This is a genomic window from Rhodococcus daqingensis, assembly GCF_042665615.1.
Lineage (GTDB): Bacteria > Actinomycetota > Actinomycetes > Mycobacteriales > Mycobacteriaceae > Rhodococcus_G > Rhodococcus_G daqingensis.
The window spans coordinates 297179-313379 of sequence record NZ_JBHTCS010000030.1; the positions used below are offsets into that span (position 1 = coordinate 297179).

The following is a 16201-nucleotide window of genomic DNA, read 5'->3' on the forward strand; positions in this document are numbered from 1 at the left end:
GCGATGTTCGCCGTCGCGTGGGGCGGCAACGAGTTCACCCCGCTGCTGGTGATGTACCGCCTCGACCACGGCTACTCGCCGGTGGTGGTGGACAGCTTCCTGTTCGCGTACGTGTTCGGCATCGTGCCTGCCCTGCTCATCGGCGGCCCACTGTCCGATCGGCTCGGCCGCCGGCCCGTCATGCTGCCCGCCCCCTTCATCGCGGCCGCCGGATCGCTGGTGCTCGCCACCGGCGCGGACAGCTCCGCGCTGCTCATCGGGGGCCGAATCCTCAGCGGTGTCGGGCTCGGCATCGGCATGGCGGTGGGCGGCAGCTGGCTCAAGGAACTCTCGGCGTCGCCGTGGGACCCGCGTGCCGGCGCAGGCTCAGGGGCCAGGCGGGCGGCCATGAGCCTGACCGCCGGATTCGCCCTCGGTGCCGGGGCGGCGGGCGTGCTGGCGCAGTGGGCGCCGTGGCCCAGCGCGCTGGCGTACCTGGTGCACATCTCGATCGCGGTCGTGTCGGGGGTCGCCCTCCTGGCGGCGCCGGAGACCCGGCCCGCGGTGCCGGCCGATCAGCGGGTCCCGCTGCGCGAGGACCTGCGGATCCCGGCGGCCGGGCACCGGCGCTTCCGGTACGTCATCGCCCCGGTCGCGCCGTGGGTGTTCGGCTCCGCCAGCTGCGCGTATGCGGTGATGCCCGCGTTGATGGCCCCGCACAGCGGCGGTCGCCCGGTCGCGTTCTCGGCGCTGCTCTGCGTGGTCGCGCTGGCCGCGGGGTTCTCGATCCAGGCGCTGGGCCGGCGCATCGACACCCCGCGCAGCGCTCGCGCCGTGGTCGTCGCGCTCGCGATCCTGGTGGTGGGCATGGCGGTCGGCGCGGTCGCGGCCGACCGGTTGACGGTCCCGCTGGCGCTGGCCGCGGCCGCAGTGCTGGGCGGCGGGTACGGCATGGCGCTGGTGTCCGGGCTCCTGGAGATCCAGCGGATCGCGCGCCCCGACGACCTCGCCGGGCTCACCGCGGTGTTCTACTCGCTGACCTACATCGGGTTCGCGGTGCCCGCGGCGATGGCGCTGTGTGTGCAGGCCTGGCCGACGGTGTTCAGCTACCCGATGCTGTTCGCGATCGGCGCGGTCGTCGCCGTGGCGTCCCTGGTGCTGGTGGTGCTGCGCAGTGGTGTGGATACGGAGTCCGGGGACTCCGAATCCACACCACTGCGGCGAAGCCGCATCTATCCCGCGGGGTAGAACGGGGTCGGAACGCGGAAGTCGCCGACACCTACGCCGCTCGGGTGCGCATTCACGCCAGGCGTGGCGAGCGGGCCCAGGGCGATGCCTCCGGCGCCCGCGTTGAAGCTGTCGCTCGGAACCAGCGCGGACGCGATACCCGCGCCCGCGGCGAGGACGAGGGCGGAGGCAGCGAGCGTGGTGGCGGCGTGGCTCAGACTTCTGGTGATGGACATGTAGAAACCTCCTGGCATGGGTCGATTGGTCGGGGTGGGTCGGAGCGCCGGGCCGCCGCTGCGGTGCCGCGGCGGCCCAGGGTGCGTATGGCTTCCGAAATGAGTCCGGGGGGATCAGCAGAGTCCCACGACGACGCACTGCTTCCCGTTGCCGCCGGGGCCACCGTTGCCCACCTGGGGTGAGCCCTGGTTGTCGCCGTTGGAAAACAGCTGGATTCCACCGACGCCGGCGTTGAACGATCCGCCGGCGCCGCCGGGACCGCCGAATCCGCCGATCGGGAATGCGGAGGCGACGCCCGCGCCTGCCCCGAGGGCCGCGGCCGAGAGTGCGAGAGCGGCGAAGGTGCGCTTGATGGTGTTCGACATGTGAATCTCCTTGCTGGGTGGTGGTTTTGCTGACACGACAAGACTCGCGTGTCGGCACCCACTGCCGCTATCCACAACAGGAGGGAAACTCTTCACCACCCCGAGCGCCCACGGGCGGCGCAGCCGCGGTCAGGGCATCGCCTTCTGGAACAACCACGCGTCCCACAACGGGCGGAGCGGCCGATCGGTGTAATGCGCCGCCAGGTCGGTGAATTCCTCGGTGGTGACCGTCCCGTGGCGGTGCTTGGCGGTCCACTGCCGGAGCAGGTCGAAGAAGGCCTCGTCGCCGATCGTGGTCCGCAGCGCGTGCAGGGTCAGGGCGCCGCGCTTGTAGACCCGGTCGTCGAACATCAGCTCGGGTCCCGGGTCGCCGAGCAACACGTCATACGGCAGCCCGGTGAGATTGCGGTGTGCCTGGGTGGCGATCTCCTGGGCCGACGGCCCGCCGGAGTTCTCCGACCACAGCCATTCCGCGTAGCAGGCGAAGCCCTCGTGCAGCCAGATGTCGCGCCACGACCCCAGCGTGAGGCTGTTGCCGAACCACTGGTGCGCCAGCTCGTGCGCGACGAGTCGCTCGGCGCTGCGCCTGCCGTCGCAGTGGTTCGATCCGAATACCGAGATGCCCTGTGCCTCAATGGGAATCTCCAGCTCGTCGTCGGTGACGACGACGGTGTAATCGGCGAAGGGGTAGGGCCCGAACAGCCGGACGAAGGTCTCCATCATCTGCGGCTGTCTGCCGAAGTCGTGCTCGAACGCCGTCCGCAGCCGTTGGGGGAGCACCGCGTGCATGGGTACGGCATGGTGATCGACGCGCCTGCGCTCGTACGGTCCGATCTGGATGGTCGCGAGGTAGCTGGCCATCGGCTCGGTCTGCTCGTACACCCACGTGGTGTGGCTGGCCCGGACCTGCTTGCGCACCAGCGCGCCGTTCGCCAGCGCGTAGTACGGCGAGTCCGTGGTGATCGCGATCTGGTAGCTGGCCTTGGAGCCGGGGTGGTCGTCGCAGGGAAACCAGGATGCGGCGCCGTTCGGCTGGCTGGCCACCAGAGCGCCCTCGGTCAGTTCCTCCCAGCCGACCTCGCCCCAGAGGCTGCGGATCGGCTTCGGGGTGCCCGCGTACTGCACGGTGACCGACAGCGCGCCGCCCGCCGGGATCGGATGCGCCGGGGTGATCGTCAGTTTCCCGTGTTGGTGGGTGTACTTCGCCGGCCGTGAACCGTTGACCGACACCTTCGACACCGACAGGCTCTGTGACAGGTCGAAGGCGAACCTCGGCCGGATCTCCGTGGTCGCGGCGGTGATCGACGCCTTGCCGGACAGCCGGTTTCCGGCCACCTTGTAGGTCAGGTCGAGCTCGTACCGCGACACCCGATAGCCGTGGTTGCCGACGTGCGGCAGGTACGAATCGATCGGTTCCTCGTAGTATTTTCCCGGCTTCGCCATCGTCACACCCAGGGGGCGATCGGGTTGCCCTGCCAGCGGGTGTTCGGCGGCACCGTGTCGCCGCGCATCACCAGCGACGCGGGCCCGACCGTGGCACCGTCGCCGATGCCGGCCGCGGGCAGCGCGACGCAGTGCGGGCCCAGGGTTGCCCCGTTGCCGAGGGTGACGGTGTCCATGGACATGATCCGATCATGGAACAGGTGGGTTTGCACCACGCAGCCCCGCTCGACGGTCGCGCCGTCGCCTAGGGTCACCAGGTCCGCCTCTGGGAGCCAATAGGATTCACACCAGACCCCGCGCCCGATCTTCGCACCCATGCCTCGAAGGTAGACGGCCAGCACCGCGGTTCCCGTGGCGGCGCGCGCGAACCACGGTGCTGCGACGGTCTCCACGAACGCGTCGGACACCTCGTTGCGCCACACGAACGAACTCCACAGCGGGTGTTCGACCTTGTCGATCCGCCCGACGACGATCCATTTCGCCGCCACCGAGGCGGCGCCTGCCACGGCGCCGGCCACGAGCAGCACGATCCCGCTGAGCAGGGCGGCGAGCCAGAACCCCACCGCGCCCGCCATCGCCTGCAGCGCGAACAGCACCCCGAGGCCGATGCCGAAGGTGATCATGACCGGGATCAGCCGGCAGGTCTCCACCACGGCCCTGGCGATCTTGAGCCGCAGCGGCGGTTCGAACGTCCGGGAGGTGTCGGTGTCGTTCGCGGACCGGCGCAGCCGCACCGGCGGGCTGCCCAGCCAGGACGAGCCGGACTTGGCCTTGCTCGGCGCCGCGGACAGCACGGCGACCAGACCGTTCTTCGGCACCCGCCGGCCCGGCCCGGCCATCCCGGAGTTGCCCAGGAAGGCGCGCTTGCCGACCTTGGCCTCCTTGATGTGCAGCCAGCCGCCGCCCAGCTCGTAGGACGCGACCATGGTGTCGTCGGCGAGGAACGCGCCGTCCGCGACGGTCGTGAACTTCGGCAGCACCAGCGCGGTGGAGATCTCGGTGTTCTTGCCGATGTTCGCGCCGAGCAGCCGCATCCAGACCGGGGTGAGCAGGCTGGCGTAGAGCGGGAACAGCAGGGTCCGCGCCGAGTCCATCAGCCGTTCGGTGGCCCAGACCTGCCAGCCGACGCGACTGCGCACGGGGTGGTAGCCCTCGCGGAGGCCGACGCCGAGCACCCGGACCGCGATCAGGGTCAGCGTCGCGAACACGGCGAGGGTCAGGACCGTCGCGGCAGGCAGCCAGGCCAGCGCGCGCGCCGCCGCGGAGCCGAGGTCGGGGGTGTCGCGGACGCCCCATCCGATCAGCGCGATCCCGGCCGCGAGCGCGAGGATCGGCATGCCGGCGATGACGACGGAGGTGAGACCGAACACCGGCACCCACTGGGTCGCCAGCGGCGGGCGCTCGGCAGGCCACGGGTGCGCGGCTTTGCCGACCTTGACGGCGGGCGATCCGGCCCAGCTCTGCCCGGCCTTGACCCGGCCGGTCAGCGCCGAGCCGGGCGCGACCTCCGCGTTCTTGCCGACGCGGGCACCGGGCAGCAGCGTGGAGCGGGCCCCGATGGCCGCGCCCGCGCCGATCCGGATCTCCCCGATGTGCACGACGTCGCCGTCGATCCAGTGCCCGGTCAGGTCGACCTCCGGTTCCACCGAGCAGCCGTCACCGAGCACGAGCATCCCGGTCACCGGCGGGAGCGTGTGCAGGTCGACACCGCGTCCGACCGTGGCGCCGAGGGCGCGCGCGTAATAGATCATCCACGGCGCGCCGGACAGGTTGGCCGCGCCGCTGGCCTCGGTGAGCCGGTGCGCCACCCACAGCCGCACGTGCTCGCTGCCGCCGCGCCGGTAGCTGCCGGGGGTGAGCCCGCGCAGCAGCAGCCGGCACCCGGCGACGGAGATGGCCATCCGGCCGAGCGGGGTGATGAACGCGACGAACGCGGCCAGCACCCACCACCAGGACACGGTCGGCGCCCACGACACCTCGGCGACCAGGGCGAACACGTTGTTGACGATCGCCAGCCAGGTCACCCACTGCAGACCGGTGAGGGTGGTCAGCGGGATGGTGAGCAGGATCTGCGCCAGCTGGGTGGAGCGCGGGGTGGGCTCGACGGTGCGGGGCGGCGCGGCGGCGCTGGGGGCGAGTTCGTCGAGGAACGCGGCCAGCGTACCGAGCCGGGGGTGGTCGTACACCTGCGCGACGGTGACCTCGGGGAAGCGCTCCCGCAGCGCGGTCACCAGCTGGGCGGCGGACAGCGAGCCGCCGCCGGCCGCGAAGAAGTCGTCGTCGGGCCCGGTGATCTGGGCGCCGAGGATCGACGCCCATACCCCGGCGACCCAGGCCGCGGTGCCGTCGAGCCCGGCATCCGCCGCGGCGTCGCCGGTGTCGGTGCCCGGCAGTGGCCACGGCAACGCCGCCCGGTCCACCTTGCCGGAGGTGCGGGTAGGCAGCTCGTCGAGCAGCGCGAGCCGGGGCACCAGGGCCGCGGGCAGCCGCTCGGCGAGCAGCTCGCGGGCCGCGGCGATGTCGAAGTCGGCGTCCGTGCTGGCCAGGTATCCGACGAGGATCGAGTTCCCGGCCGCGGTCTTGCGCACCGCGGCCGCCGCCCCGCTCACGCCGGGCAGGTTCTGCAGCGCGCTGTCCACCTCGCCGAGCTCGATGCGTCGGCCCCCGAGCTTGACCTGGTCGTCGGCGCGGCCCTGGAACAGCAGCCCGCCGAGCTCGAGGCGGACCAGGTCACCGCTGCGGTAGGCGCGATCCCAGCCGAGCGAGGGCATCGGCGCGTACTTCTCGGCGTCCTTCGTCGCGTCGAGGTAGCGGGCCAGGCCGACCCCGCCGATCACCAGCTCGCCGACCTCGCCGACCTCGACCGGGGTGCCCTCGCCGTCGACCACGGCCAGGTCCCAGCCGTCGAGCGGCAGCCCGATGCTGACCGGTCCCGAGCCGTCCATCAGCGCGCCGCACGCGACGACCGTGGCCTCGGTGGGGCCGTAGGTGTTCCACACCTCGCGTCCGTCGACCGCCAGGCGTTCGGCCAGCTCCGGCGGGCAGGCCTCGCCGCCGAAGATGAGCAGCCGCACCGCCTCGAGCGCCTCGGCCGGCCACAGCGCGGCCAGGGTGGGGACGGTGGAGACGATGCTGATGTCGCGCGAGACCAGCCACGGTCCCAGGTCCATGCCGCTGCGGACCAGCGCGCGGGGCGCGGGCACCAGGGTGGCGCCGTGCCGCCAGGCCAGCCACATCTCCTCGCAGGAGGCGTCGAAGGCGACGGACAGCCCGGCCAGCACCCGGTCGCCCGGCCCGATCGGCGCATGCTGCAGGAACATCCGTGCCTCGGCGTCGACGAACGCCGCCGCGTTCCGGTGGTTGACCGCGACGCCCTTGGGGGTGCCGGTCGACCCGGAGGTGAAGATGATCCAGGCGTCGTCGTCGACGGTCGGGACCCGGGGCGCGGGTGGGTTATCGCGTCGGGGCGCGGTGCCGGACTCGATGGCGTCGCCGGTGATGACGGCCGCGACCCGCGCCTCGCCGAACACCAGGTCCGCCCGCTCGTCCGGGTCGTCCGCGTCCACCGGCACGTAGGCGGCGCCCGCGGCGAGCACCGACAGGATCGCCACGTACAGCGCGTACGAGCCGGACGGCATCCGGATGCCGACCCGGTCGCCGGCGCCGACCCCGGCCTCGCCGAGCCGCTGGGCACCGCGGTACATCTCCTCGAGCAGTTCGAGGTAGGTCAGGGTGGTGGTGCCGTCGTCGATCGCGAGGGCCTCGGGGTTGGCCTCGGCGGTCGCGATGACGATGTCGACCAGGGTGCGTGGCGTGGGGGCCAGCGGCGACCGGAGGTACTCGGTCGGGATCCGCTGGGATCGATCCGTTTCCGGTTGGGACTGCAGTGGCACCCGGATGTTTCCTGTCTGAGTCGGCTGGCTGTCGAGTCGTTATCTCATGACAAGTTTGCTAGCTGGTGAACTCGCGGACGAGGGCGGCGCGCAGTAGGGGGCGATCGGCGCCCGCGCGGGCGGCGGAAATTGCCGCTGAGACATGCGTGCAGACTACGCCCGAAAATTTCTTCCGCCGTGGTGTCGCATTCGCGGTGGCGCCTTCGTCGACTGGGGGATCAGGGCCACCCACGCAGAGCGGCGCTGACCCCGGCGGGTCGGCACCGGGTCGATGAGTTTCCATCGGCTCGGCTGTCTACATCGGTAGGCATCGGTAGACGGCACGTGCAGAGGAGGACGACCATGTTGGAGGCGGAATTCACCGCGACCATGCGCAAGAGCGCGAGCAAGGGTGGCTGGACGTACGTGGTCTGGCCGGAATCGGCGACGTTCTTCGGGACGCGGGGCCTGGTGAAGGTCCGGGGCACGATCGACGGCTGCGCGTTCCGGAGTTCGTTCATGGCGATGGGCGACGGGACGCACAAACTGCCGGTCCGCGCAGAGATCCGACGGGCGATCGGCAAGGACGAGGGGGACACCGTCACGGTCCGACTCATCGAGCGGATCGATCAGGCGGGCTCCGGTTCCTGAGACCGCGCGGTCATTCGCGGGCGAGCGAGTCGAGCGCGGCATCGATCGGGGTGTCGCCGGTGTTGAAGCCGATGAACCGACTGATGGTCACCGGCCTGACCAGCACCTCCGCCGCCACCCGCGCGACATCCTCGCGGGGCACCGTGCCCGACTCGAGGTCGGGGCCGGTCTCGATCCTGCCCGTGCCCGCGTCGAGGGTGAGCGTGCTGGGTCCGAGGATGGTCCAGGACAGGGCCGTGCCGCGGAGATGATCGTCGGCGGCGGCCTTGGCCTCCGCGTACGCGAAGAACGAGTTGTCCGGCGGGACTCCGTGATCGGCCCGCGCGCCGAGGTACGACACCATCACGTACCGGTCGACCCCGGCCCGGGCCGCGGCGTCCATCGAGCGGATCGCCGCATCCCGGTCGACGGCGTAGGTGCGGGCGGGGTTGCCGCCGCCTGCGCCCGCCGACCACACCACGGCGTCGTGCCCGCGGATCAGCTCGGCGATCCGGTCCGTGTCGAGGGTCTCGACATCGGCGACGACAGCACTCGCACCGGTCGCCTCGACGTCGGCGGCGTGAGCGGGATTGCGGATCAGGGCGGTGACGTCGTCGCCTCGGCCGGTGAGGATCCGCGCGAGGTGCTGGGCGATCTTGCCGTGACCGCCGATGATGACCACGCGTGCCATGCCGGTTCCTTCGGTCGGTGCCGCTGCCAGTACAGCGCGTCAGCCCGGCCCCGCGCAACGGTACGCGGGGCCGCCTCGGTCGGTCCTCAGCCCGCAGCCCTCTTCACGAGCTCGCCGATCCTCTTCTCGTCGGCGGCGGTCAACGTGGTCAGGGCGAAAGCGGTCGGCCACATGGTGCCGTCGTCGAGGTTCGCGGTGTCGTTGAAGCCGAGCGTCGCGTACCGTGCCTTGAACTTCTCGGCGCTCTGGAAGAAGCACACGACCTTGCCTGCCTTGGCGTACGCGGGCATGCCGTACCAGGTCTTCGGCGAGAGGTCCGGTGCGTTGGCCTTGACGATGGCATGGATCCGTTCGGCCATGACGCGATCGGAGTCCGCCATCGCGGCGATCTTCTCGAGCACGTCCGCCTCCCCGTCCGCCTTGGCCGCGCGGGATCCGCGGCGGGCGGCAGTCTTGAGCTCCTGGGCGTGCTCCTTCATCGCGGCACGTTCTTCGTCAGTGAATCCCACAGCGGACTTGGCCTTCTGAGCAGTCATCGGTCTGTCTCCTTCGTGTGAGTGTTGGTGAGGACGATCCTGATGCCGGCGAGCAGGTACCCCTGGGTCACCGAACGGCGACGACCCGCCGCGTATTGCGCCGGGTGTACGGCAGCACGAACAGGTAGAGGCCGCTGACGAGCAGCACGGCGAGCGGGAGCAGCGGCAGGTAGGAGAACCAGATGGCGGCCTTCAGCGACACCGCGACCGTGGCGACGATGACGGTGACCGTGAAGACGATGGCCGTCCAGCGGTGGATCTGCCGAAACCTGTTGTTCGAGTTCATGGGGACTCCTTGATCGGATGAGCGACGATGGCGGCGGGGGTGGGGGCGGGGCTCAGCGGTCCTGGATCAGCCCGAGGACATTGCCGTCGGTGTCGGTCACGGTGGCCACCAGGCGGCCGCCGCCGACCTCGTTCGCGGGCTCCTTCACCGTGGCTCCCGCGGCGGTCATCTCGGCCAGCTTCGCCTCGATGTCCGGCACGTGCCAGTAGGCCACCGGCGCGGTCATGCCCTGCGGTCCACCACCGGGCACCAGCCCGATGTGCTGACCCTCGGCCTCGAAGCCGACGTAGTAGGGCGAGTCGGTCTGCGGCTCCACGCCGAGCAGGGCGGCGTAGAGCGTCTTGGCTGCCTCGAGGTCGGACACGGGGTGCAGCACGGTCTTGATTCCCTGGGTGGCAGAGCTGGTCATGATTACTCCTGAAAGTCGTGGGTCGTATCGACCCGGGGTGGTGTCCGTCTGTCGGGGTGAACCGGACGTATGAACACCATCTCCCTCGGCGGGGTTGCTCCACATCCGTGGCGACCACGGAATCGCCCACTGATCGGGGCACGGATCGGCGGTGCTCGCCACGGAGACGGTCCAAAGACCATGAGTACGAGGCCGATACTGCAAAATGAGGCCCATGACGGCGACGGTGGAGATCTCGGTTCGGGAAGCCGAGGTGCTCGCGTTGGTGGGGGAGCACCTCAGCAACGCCGAGATCGGGGCGCGACTGTTCATCTCGGTGCGCACCGTGGAGAGTCATGTCTCCTCGCTCCTGCGGAAGCTGGAGGTTCCGGATCGGCGGGCGCTCGCCCAGCACGCGTCCGAGCTGGGTCGCGCCGACCGGTCGCACCCGGCACCGGTCCTGCCGACACCGCTGACCTCGTTCATCGGCCGGACGCGGGAGCGGGCCGAGCTGACCGAGATGGTCAAGAACGACCGGCAGGTGACCGCGGTCGGCCCCGGCGGAGTGGGCAAGACCCGGCTCGCGTTGACGGTCGCCGCGGAGCTGGCAGGCGAGTTCTCCGACGGGGTGTGGTTCGTCGACCTGGTACCGATCAACAGCCCGGACGTCTGCGTGGTCGCCGGTACGGTCGGCCTGGCACTCGGACTCGGCGAGCAGCCCGGCCGAGGCATGGACGAGTCGGTGCTGGCCGCGCTCGCCGACCGTCACGCCTTGCTGGTGCTGGACAACTGCGAACACGTGCTGGACGGGGTTGCCCTCTTCATCGAACGGCTGCTCGCGGCGTGCCCTCGAGTCACCGTCCTGGCGACCAGCCGCGCCCGGCTGATGGTGCCGTTCGAACGGGCGTATGCGGTCCCGCCGATGTCGTTGGCAGGCGCAGGCGAATCGGACGCGGTCGCGCTGTTCATGGACCGCGCGGCTGCGAGCGGCTGGCCGCCGAATCATGCACTGCGCGAACAGGTATCGGAGTTCTGTGGGCGGCTGGATGGAGTGGCGCTGGCGATCGAGCTGGCCGCCGCCCGATGGACCACCCTCGGGCTGGACGGCCTCGCCGCGGGTCTGTCCGACCAACTCCGGATGCTCGCAGGCGGCGCCCGCACCGACGACCGGCACCGTTCGGTGCGGGCCGCGCTGGACTGGAGCCACGCCCTGCTGGAGCCCGAGGATCAGGTGCTCCTACGCCGGATATCGGTGTTCATGAAGTCGTTCACCGTCCAGGCGGCGGCGGAGGCGACCGCGTCCGAGAGGGGCGTGGTCGCCGACGGGCTGGCCCGGCTCGCGGAGCAGAGCCTGCTGGTGGTGACGGCGTCCCCGAGCGGGACCGAGTACCGGGCGCTGGAAACCATCCGCCAGTACGGGATGGAGCGGCTCACGGAGGCCGGTGAACGCGGCGATGCGCGGGCCCGGCACCTGCGCTGGTGCCTGGCCGAGGCGGAGGAACTGACGGTCGTCCGCGCGGACTGGCGGGCACGATTCGACGCGGTGGCCGACGACCTTCGCGCCGCCCTGGCCTGGGCGGCCGACCACCCGGGACAGCGCGTGGAGGCGTACGGGCTCGCCCGGCACCTGGCGGAGCTGACCTTCACCCGTCACCTGATCGGCGAGTCCCAGCAGCGGTACGAGCAGGCGGCCGCGCTCGCGGACGATCAGGCCGCCGCATCGATGCTGCGGCACGCCGCGGCAGTGGCCGGATGCCGGATGCGCGGTGACGACATGTACCGCCTCAACCGAGCGGCCGCGGACGCCGCCCTCCGAGCGGGGGACACCGCCGGCGCCGCCGCCGACCTGGCGACCGCCGCCGCCAACGCGTACCGGTTTGCGAGCAAGTTCGTGCGGACCCTGCCGCAGGAGGAGGCGATCGCGCTCATCACCGAAGCGCGGGAGCTGGCGGGCGACGACCCGGCCGCCCAGGCCGCAGTGGCGCTGGCCGAGACCGGGAGGGCGCTGACCGAGGCGTTCGGTGCCGCCCAGGACGGACCCGGCGACGCGCTGCCGGAGACGATCGCGCGCGCCGAACGGGCGGTCGAACTCGCCCACCGCGCCGGCGACCCGCTCGCCGAGTCCGCCGCGCTCGACACACTCACCGGCGTTCAGAGCTGGGCCGGTGACGCGTTCGCCGCTGCGGCCACGGCCCGGCGCCGGATGACCCTGCTCGCGTCCGCGCCGGATACCCCGCTCGGCACCCACGAGCTGATCGAGGCGCTCGGTGAGGCCGCCGAAGCCGGCCTCGGCGTGGGGGACCTGCCGGGTGCCCGCCGCTGGGCACGGCAACTCGCGGATCATCCGATGCTGGCCGAGGTCGGCCATCGTGCGACGAGCCAGTTGCTGGTGGCCGACGCGTTGGCGGGCAACGTCGATGAGGTGCGCACCCGCAGTGCCCGGTTCCTCGAGGCGTGGCAGCGGGCAGGCAGCCCCTCCGGATCGGTTCTCGGTCCGGCAGTGGCCGGTGTGGCGATGATCCACGGCCTCCGCGACGACCACGATGCGCGGCGCGAATGGAATGCGGTCCTGGATCAACTCGACACGCCGACGGAACATACCTTCGGCTACCGGGCGGTCTACGACTCGATGCTGTTGCTGCACAACGGAGATGCGGGCGGGGCGCTGGTACGGATGGCGCCGGAGCCCGGCGAGGTGTGGCGATGGGTCACGTGGGTCTGGCTGCATTGGTACGTGGCGCTGCGCGCCGAAGCCACCGTGCTCGCCGGGAGCTCCGATGCGGGGGACCGCCTGGCCGAGGCCCGGACCATCGTGGCCGGGAACCCCATCGCCGGTGCCATCGTGGAGCGGGCCGAAGCGCTGCTCGCCGGGGACCGGGAGCGGCTGCTCGCCACGGTCGATGTCTTTGATGCCGCCGGTTGCGGCTACCAGTCGGCGCGGACCCGGGTGCTCGCCGGCGGCGACCATGCCGCCCGCGGCGCGGCCGAGCTCGCCGATCTCGGCCTCGCCCCGATGGCCCCTTCCCGGCGGTCGTAATGACGACGCGCGCGCCGACGATCGTGCGCCATCGCCCGCGCCAGTAGGGAATCGTCCAGTGCGACTCCCGAATCCGGCTGGACTCGGGAGACACACGACAGCGATCTCACCGGCGTGAGGTGGCCAGGACCTCGTTGTGGTTCCTGCCCATCAGGGCCTGTGCGAGTCCCAATCCGGGACCGATCGCGGCGATCGTGACGGTGGTCGCGACGATCGCTGATCGTGCGACCAGCACACCTCGCCGACCGGGCGTGACGGTTGTCGCCGTTGCGGGCGTTGTCTTGGTGTTCATTTCCAATCCTTTGTTCTGGGTTTGCCGAGGGCATCGTCCAGAGTCCGCCCGGGTGGCTGCCGTCACCAGCCACCCAGGGGGGAGCGAAGGACACCCTGGGTGTTGATTTCCGACCGACGGGCGGCCGCGACCGCCGATCTCGGCCTCGCCCCCGGCCAGCGTGATGAAATCTCCCACCCGCCTCGGTCAGGAACCGCCCGCCGAGGCGAGGGTGCCGACGCCGAGCGCGGCGAGGATTCCGGCGCTGACGGTCTCCAGTCGCTCGGTCACCTTGGGCCTGCGCAGCAGTGCGACCAGGCGCGACGCGGCGACCGCGAACGCACCCATCACCACCAGCGCCACCACCGCCTCGACCGCGCCCAGGGTCATCGCCGAGCCGAAGGTCACCTGGTCGAGGAACTGCGGGACGACGGCGAGGTAGAACAGGCCCATCTTCGGGTTCAGGGCGCACGAGAGCACCCCGGCCCCGAACGCGGATCCGGTCGAGGCCGCGACCGGTCCCGTCGACGCGGGTCCCGCCGCCCGCCGCCGGAGCAGGGCGCGGACCCCGAGGTAAAGCAGGTAGAGCCCGCCCGCGATCTTGACGACCCGGTAGGCGGACGCGGACTGCTCGAGCAGCGCCGCGACGCCCAGGGCCACCACCACCGCCCAGAACAGGCTGCCGATGGACACCCCGACGGCCGCCGCGACGCCCGGGCGGGTGCCGCCGATGCTGTAGCGGAGCACCAGGAACGAGTCGGGACCCGGCATGAGCGCGAGCAGCAGGCAGACGCCCGCGAAGCTGAGCAGGGTGGCGGCGGTCATGGCCACAGGAAATCGCAGATCAGGATCTGGATCAAATCGAACTCCGGCGCGGTGTCCCAGTTCGGTGGGCCGCGTCAGGCGCGCAGCGCCGCGTAGTCGGCGCCGGTCATCTCGACGGAGAGCTCCCACAGTCGCCGCGCCAGCCGGGGGTCGCGGGCGTTGTGGCTGCGTCCGCACCGGGTCACGGGCCCGCGCATGCTGCGCAGACGGTCCGGGCCGAGGTAGTCGCCGTTGTCGACGTCGGGCATGGTCGCGCCGTAGAGCTGACTCAGGGCGCCGTCGGCCTCGCTGTTGACGATGATCCGCATGCCGAATCGGGTGAGCGACGCCAGCCCGGGTATCGGCGGCAGCATCGTGTCGAAGAGGTTGGTCGCGGCCACGCCCGGATGCGCGCCGATCGACACGAGCGGGCTGCCCGCGGCCGCGGCCCGCCGGGCGAGTTCGGCGCTGAAGATCAGGTTCGCCAGCTTGGACTGTTGATATGCGGCCATGCGCTCGTACGGGCGCCGCTCGAAGTTCGGGTCCTCGAGGTCGATGGTCCCGCCGAGATGCGCGATGCTCGCCAGGGTGACCACCCGCGGCGCGCCGGCCCGCAGGAGCAGCGGCAGCATCGCATCGGTCAGCGCGAAATGGCCGAGGTGGTTCGTGCCGAACTGGGTCTCGAACCCGTCGGCCGTCGTGCCCTTCGGGACTGCCATGACGCCGGCGTTGTTGATGAGCACGTCGACCGACTCCACCGCGGCCGCGGTCTCGGCCGCCGCCGCCCGCACCGAGGACAGGTCCGCCAGGTCGAGACGGACCAGTACGTGCTCGGCACCCGACCCGGCCCCGTCGCTCGCGGCCCGCACGGACTCCAGCGCACGCGCGCCGCGCTCGAGATCGCGACAGGCCAGCACCACGCGTGCGCCGGCGCCGGCGAGCGCGGTGACGGCGCGCAGGCCCAGGCCGTTGTTGGCCCCGGTGACCATGATGGTGCGGCCCCGCTGGTCGGGGAGGTCTGCGACACGGAACCGTGGTGCCGCGAGCGGCGGCCGGGCCTCGCGCCCCGCTTCGATGACCGCGTCGGGGGCTGGTCGTCGGGGCGCGGGTTGCGATGCGGGCATGGCTTCTCCAGACGTTGCGGGCGCGGTTCTCTGTGCCCTGAACCCTACGGCCGACCACGGGGGAGCGCCCGGGGATGCGTGTCTCTCGGACCGGGCGCCCCGTGTCTCAGCCCCGGCCGAGGCGTTCGTCCGCGGCCGCGTGTGCCGCGGCCAGTGGGGTGATGCCCGCACGCTCGGCGCGATCGAAGAGGTCGCTCAGGGTGCTGCCGATGAGATTGACCCGGGTCAGGACCTCGTCGTAACCCCGGTTCTCGCCGTCGGCCAGGATCGCGAACAGGGCGCCGCCAGCATTGGCGACGAAGTCGGGCGCCCACAGGATCCCCTTGTCGGCCAGGCGATCCGCGCCGTCGTGGTGCGCGAGCTGGTTGTTCGCCGGACCGACGACCGCGCGGCAGTCGAGGCCGTCGATCACCTCGTCCGTGAGCACGCCGCCGACACCGGCCGGGACGAAGACGTCCGCAGGCACGGCGGCGGCGTCCTCGGGACGGACCCAGTGGGCGCCGATCTCCTCGGCCAGCGCCCGCTTGCCGCCGTCGATGTCGCTGACGGTGAGGACGGCGCCCTCGGCGGCGAGCGTGCGCGCGAGCCGGGAACCGACCTGCCCGAGTCCGCTGATCGTGATCCGCAGGCCCGCGAGGCCCGAGCCCGGGAACGCGCGGGCGACGGTCGCGCGCAGGGCGGAGTAGACACCGACGGCGGTGGGCTCGGCCGGCTCGCCGATCCCGCCGGTGGCGGTGGGCAGGCCGAAGACGTGCGCGGTCCGTTCGCGGACGATCTGCATGTCGGCCGCGCTGGTGCCGACGTCCTCCGCGGTCCGGTAGCTGCCGCCGAGCCCGTCGACGATGTCGGCCAGGTCGAGCATGGCCGCGCGGCGCCGGTCCCCGTCGAGGACCTCGCCCGGCGTCAGGGCGATGACGGACTTGCCGCCGCCGGTGTCCAGGCCCGCGACCGCGCACTTGAGGGTCATCGCGGCGGACAACCGGAGCGCGTCCTGCATGCCGGACTGCCAGTCGGGGTACTGCCACACCCGGCAGCCGCCGAGCGCCGGTCCCAGCTTGGTGGAGTGCACGGCGACGGTGATCGGCAGGCCCGAGCGGTGTCCGGACTCGAGGACCACGTGTTCGTGGTCGAAGCCGCTGCGCGGGGTGCGGGTGACGGGTCGGGCTTCCAGGGTGGTCATCGTTGACGTCCTTCCGATAGCTGGGCTGTGTGGCGCGATGAGGGGTGCCGAGGTGTGCTGTGTGTCGCAACTACAGTCCGTATCGATGGCAAGGCAGTCAATAGTGAAGTCAATAGCGCAGCATTCTGATC

The 16201-nt window shown here is 71.6% G+C and carries 15 protein-coding genes; 3 read left to right on the forward strand and 12 right to left on the reverse strand.

From position 1 onward, the window contains the following. Nucleotides 1-3: 3 nt before the first annotated feature. The gene (locus ACFQS9_RS25780; protein WP_465269954.1) at nucleotides 4-1227 is read left to right on the forward strand and encodes an MFS transporter; all 1224 of its coding nucleotides are present in this window, start codon (nucleotides 4-6) and stop codon (nucleotides 1225-1227) included. On the opposite strand, the gene ACFQS9_RS25785 is transcribed toward ACFQS9_RS25780, so the two are convergent. The 4 genes from ACFQS9_RS25785 to ACFQS9_RS25800 all read right to left on the reverse strand — a co-directional run bounded on the left by ACFQS9_RS25785 (nucleotide 1212) and on the right by ACFQS9_RS25800 (nucleotide 7144). Further along, nucleotides 1212-1442: a hypothetical protein gene (locus ACFQS9_RS25785; protein ID WP_378409385.1), complete on the reverse strand. Its 231-nt coding sequence runs from the start codon at nucleotides 1440-1442 to the stop codon at nucleotides 1212-1214. The genes ACFQS9_RS25780 and ACFQS9_RS25785 overlap by 16 nt on opposite strands. A 114-nt stretch (nucleotides 1443-1556) precedes the next feature. Further along, nucleotides 1557-1808 (reverse strand): hypothetical protein, encoded by a 252-nt coding sequence (locus ACFQS9_RS25790; protein WP_378409386.1) that lies wholly within the window; start codon nucleotides 1806-1808, stop codon nucleotides 1557-1559. Between the two features lie 129 nt (nucleotides 1809-1937). Next, nucleotides 1938-3251: a M1 family metallopeptidase gene (locus ACFQS9_RS25795; RefSeq protein ID WP_378409387.1), complete on the reverse strand. Its 1314-nt coding sequence runs from the start codon at nucleotides 3249-3251 to the stop codon at nucleotides 1938-1940. A 2-nt stretch (nucleotides 3252-3253) separates the two neighbouring features. Continuing rightward, nucleotides 3254-7144, reverse strand: coding sequence for a Pls/PosA family non-ribosomal peptide synthetase (locus ACFQS9_RS25800; RefSeq protein ID WP_378409388.1), 3891 nt, complete (start codon nucleotides 7142-7144; stop codon nucleotides 3254-3256). A gap of 342 nt (nucleotides 7145-7486) precedes the next feature. On the opposite strand from ACFQS9_RS25800, the gene ACFQS9_RS25805 reads away from it, so the two are divergent. Beyond that, a complete protein-coding gene (locus ACFQS9_RS25805; RefSeq protein ID WP_378409389.1) occupies nucleotides 7487-7774 on the forward strand; it encodes a DUF1905 domain-containing protein in 288 nt (95 codons plus the stop codon). Nucleotides 7775-7784: 10 nt separating this feature from the next. Here ACFQS9_RS25805 and ACFQS9_RS25810 read toward each other — a convergent pair whose 3' ends face one another. From ACFQS9_RS25810 to ACFQS9_RS25825, 4 genes are all read right to left on the reverse strand, one after another. Beyond that, a complete protein-coding gene (locus tag ACFQS9_RS25810; protein ID WP_378409390.1) occupies nucleotides 7785-8444 on the reverse strand; it encodes an SDR family oxidoreductase in 660 nt (219 codons plus the stop codon). Nucleotides 8445-8530: 86 nt separating this feature from the next. Next, nucleotides 8531-8980: an iron chaperone gene (locus ACFQS9_RS25815; RefSeq protein WP_378409391.1), complete on the reverse strand. Its 450-nt coding sequence runs from the start codon at nucleotides 8978-8980 to the stop codon at nucleotides 8531-8533. Between the two features lie 67 nt (nucleotides 8981-9047). Next, the gene (locus tag ACFQS9_RS25820) at nucleotides 9048-9266 is read right to left on the reverse strand and encodes a hypothetical protein (protein WP_378409392.1); all 219 of its coding nucleotides are present in this window, start codon (nucleotides 9264-9266) and stop codon (nucleotides 9048-9050) included. Between the two features lie 52 nt (nucleotides 9267-9318). Further along, complete coding sequence (locus ACFQS9_RS25825) at nucleotides 9319-9675, reverse strand: VOC family protein (RefSeq protein ID WP_378409393.1); 357 nt, start codon at nucleotides 9673-9675, stop codon at nucleotides 9319-9321. A 214-nt stretch (nucleotides 9676-9889) separates the two neighbouring features. Between ACFQS9_RS25825 and ACFQS9_RS25830 the strand changes: the two genes are divergently transcribed. Beyond that, nucleotides 9890-12691, forward strand: coding sequence for an ATP-binding protein (locus ACFQS9_RS25830; RefSeq protein WP_378409394.1), 2802 nt, complete (start codon nucleotides 9890-9892; stop codon nucleotides 12689-12691). Between the two features lie 106 nt (nucleotides 12692-12797). Here the strand turns inward: ACFQS9_RS25830 and ACFQS9_RS25835 are convergent, their stop codons facing one another. The 4 genes from ACFQS9_RS25835 to ACFQS9_RS25850 all read right to left on the reverse strand — a co-directional run bounded on the left by ACFQS9_RS25835 (nucleotide 12798) and on the right by ACFQS9_RS25850 (nucleotide 16070). Then, complete coding sequence (locus ACFQS9_RS25835; RefSeq protein ID WP_378409395.1) at nucleotides 12798-12983, reverse strand: hypothetical protein; 186 nt, start codon at nucleotides 12981-12983, stop codon at nucleotides 12798-12800. A gap of 186 nt (nucleotides 12984-13169) precedes the next feature. Continuing rightward, nucleotides 13170-13787, reverse strand: coding sequence for a LysE family translocator (locus ACFQS9_RS25840; protein ID WP_378409396.1), 618 nt, complete (start codon nucleotides 13785-13787; stop codon nucleotides 13170-13172). A gap of 74 nt (nucleotides 13788-13861) precedes the next feature. After that, nucleotides 13862-14890, reverse strand: coding sequence for an oxidoreductase (locus ACFQS9_RS25845; RefSeq protein ID WP_378409397.1), 1029 nt, complete (start codon nucleotides 14888-14890; stop codon nucleotides 13862-13864). Nucleotides 14891-14996: 106 nt separating this feature from the next. Further along, a complete protein-coding gene (locus ACFQS9_RS25850) occupies nucleotides 14997-16070 on the reverse strand; it encodes a Glu/Leu/Phe/Val dehydrogenase family protein (RefSeq protein WP_378409398.1) in 1074 nt (357 codons plus the stop codon). Nucleotides 16071-16201 lie beyond the last annotated feature (131 nt).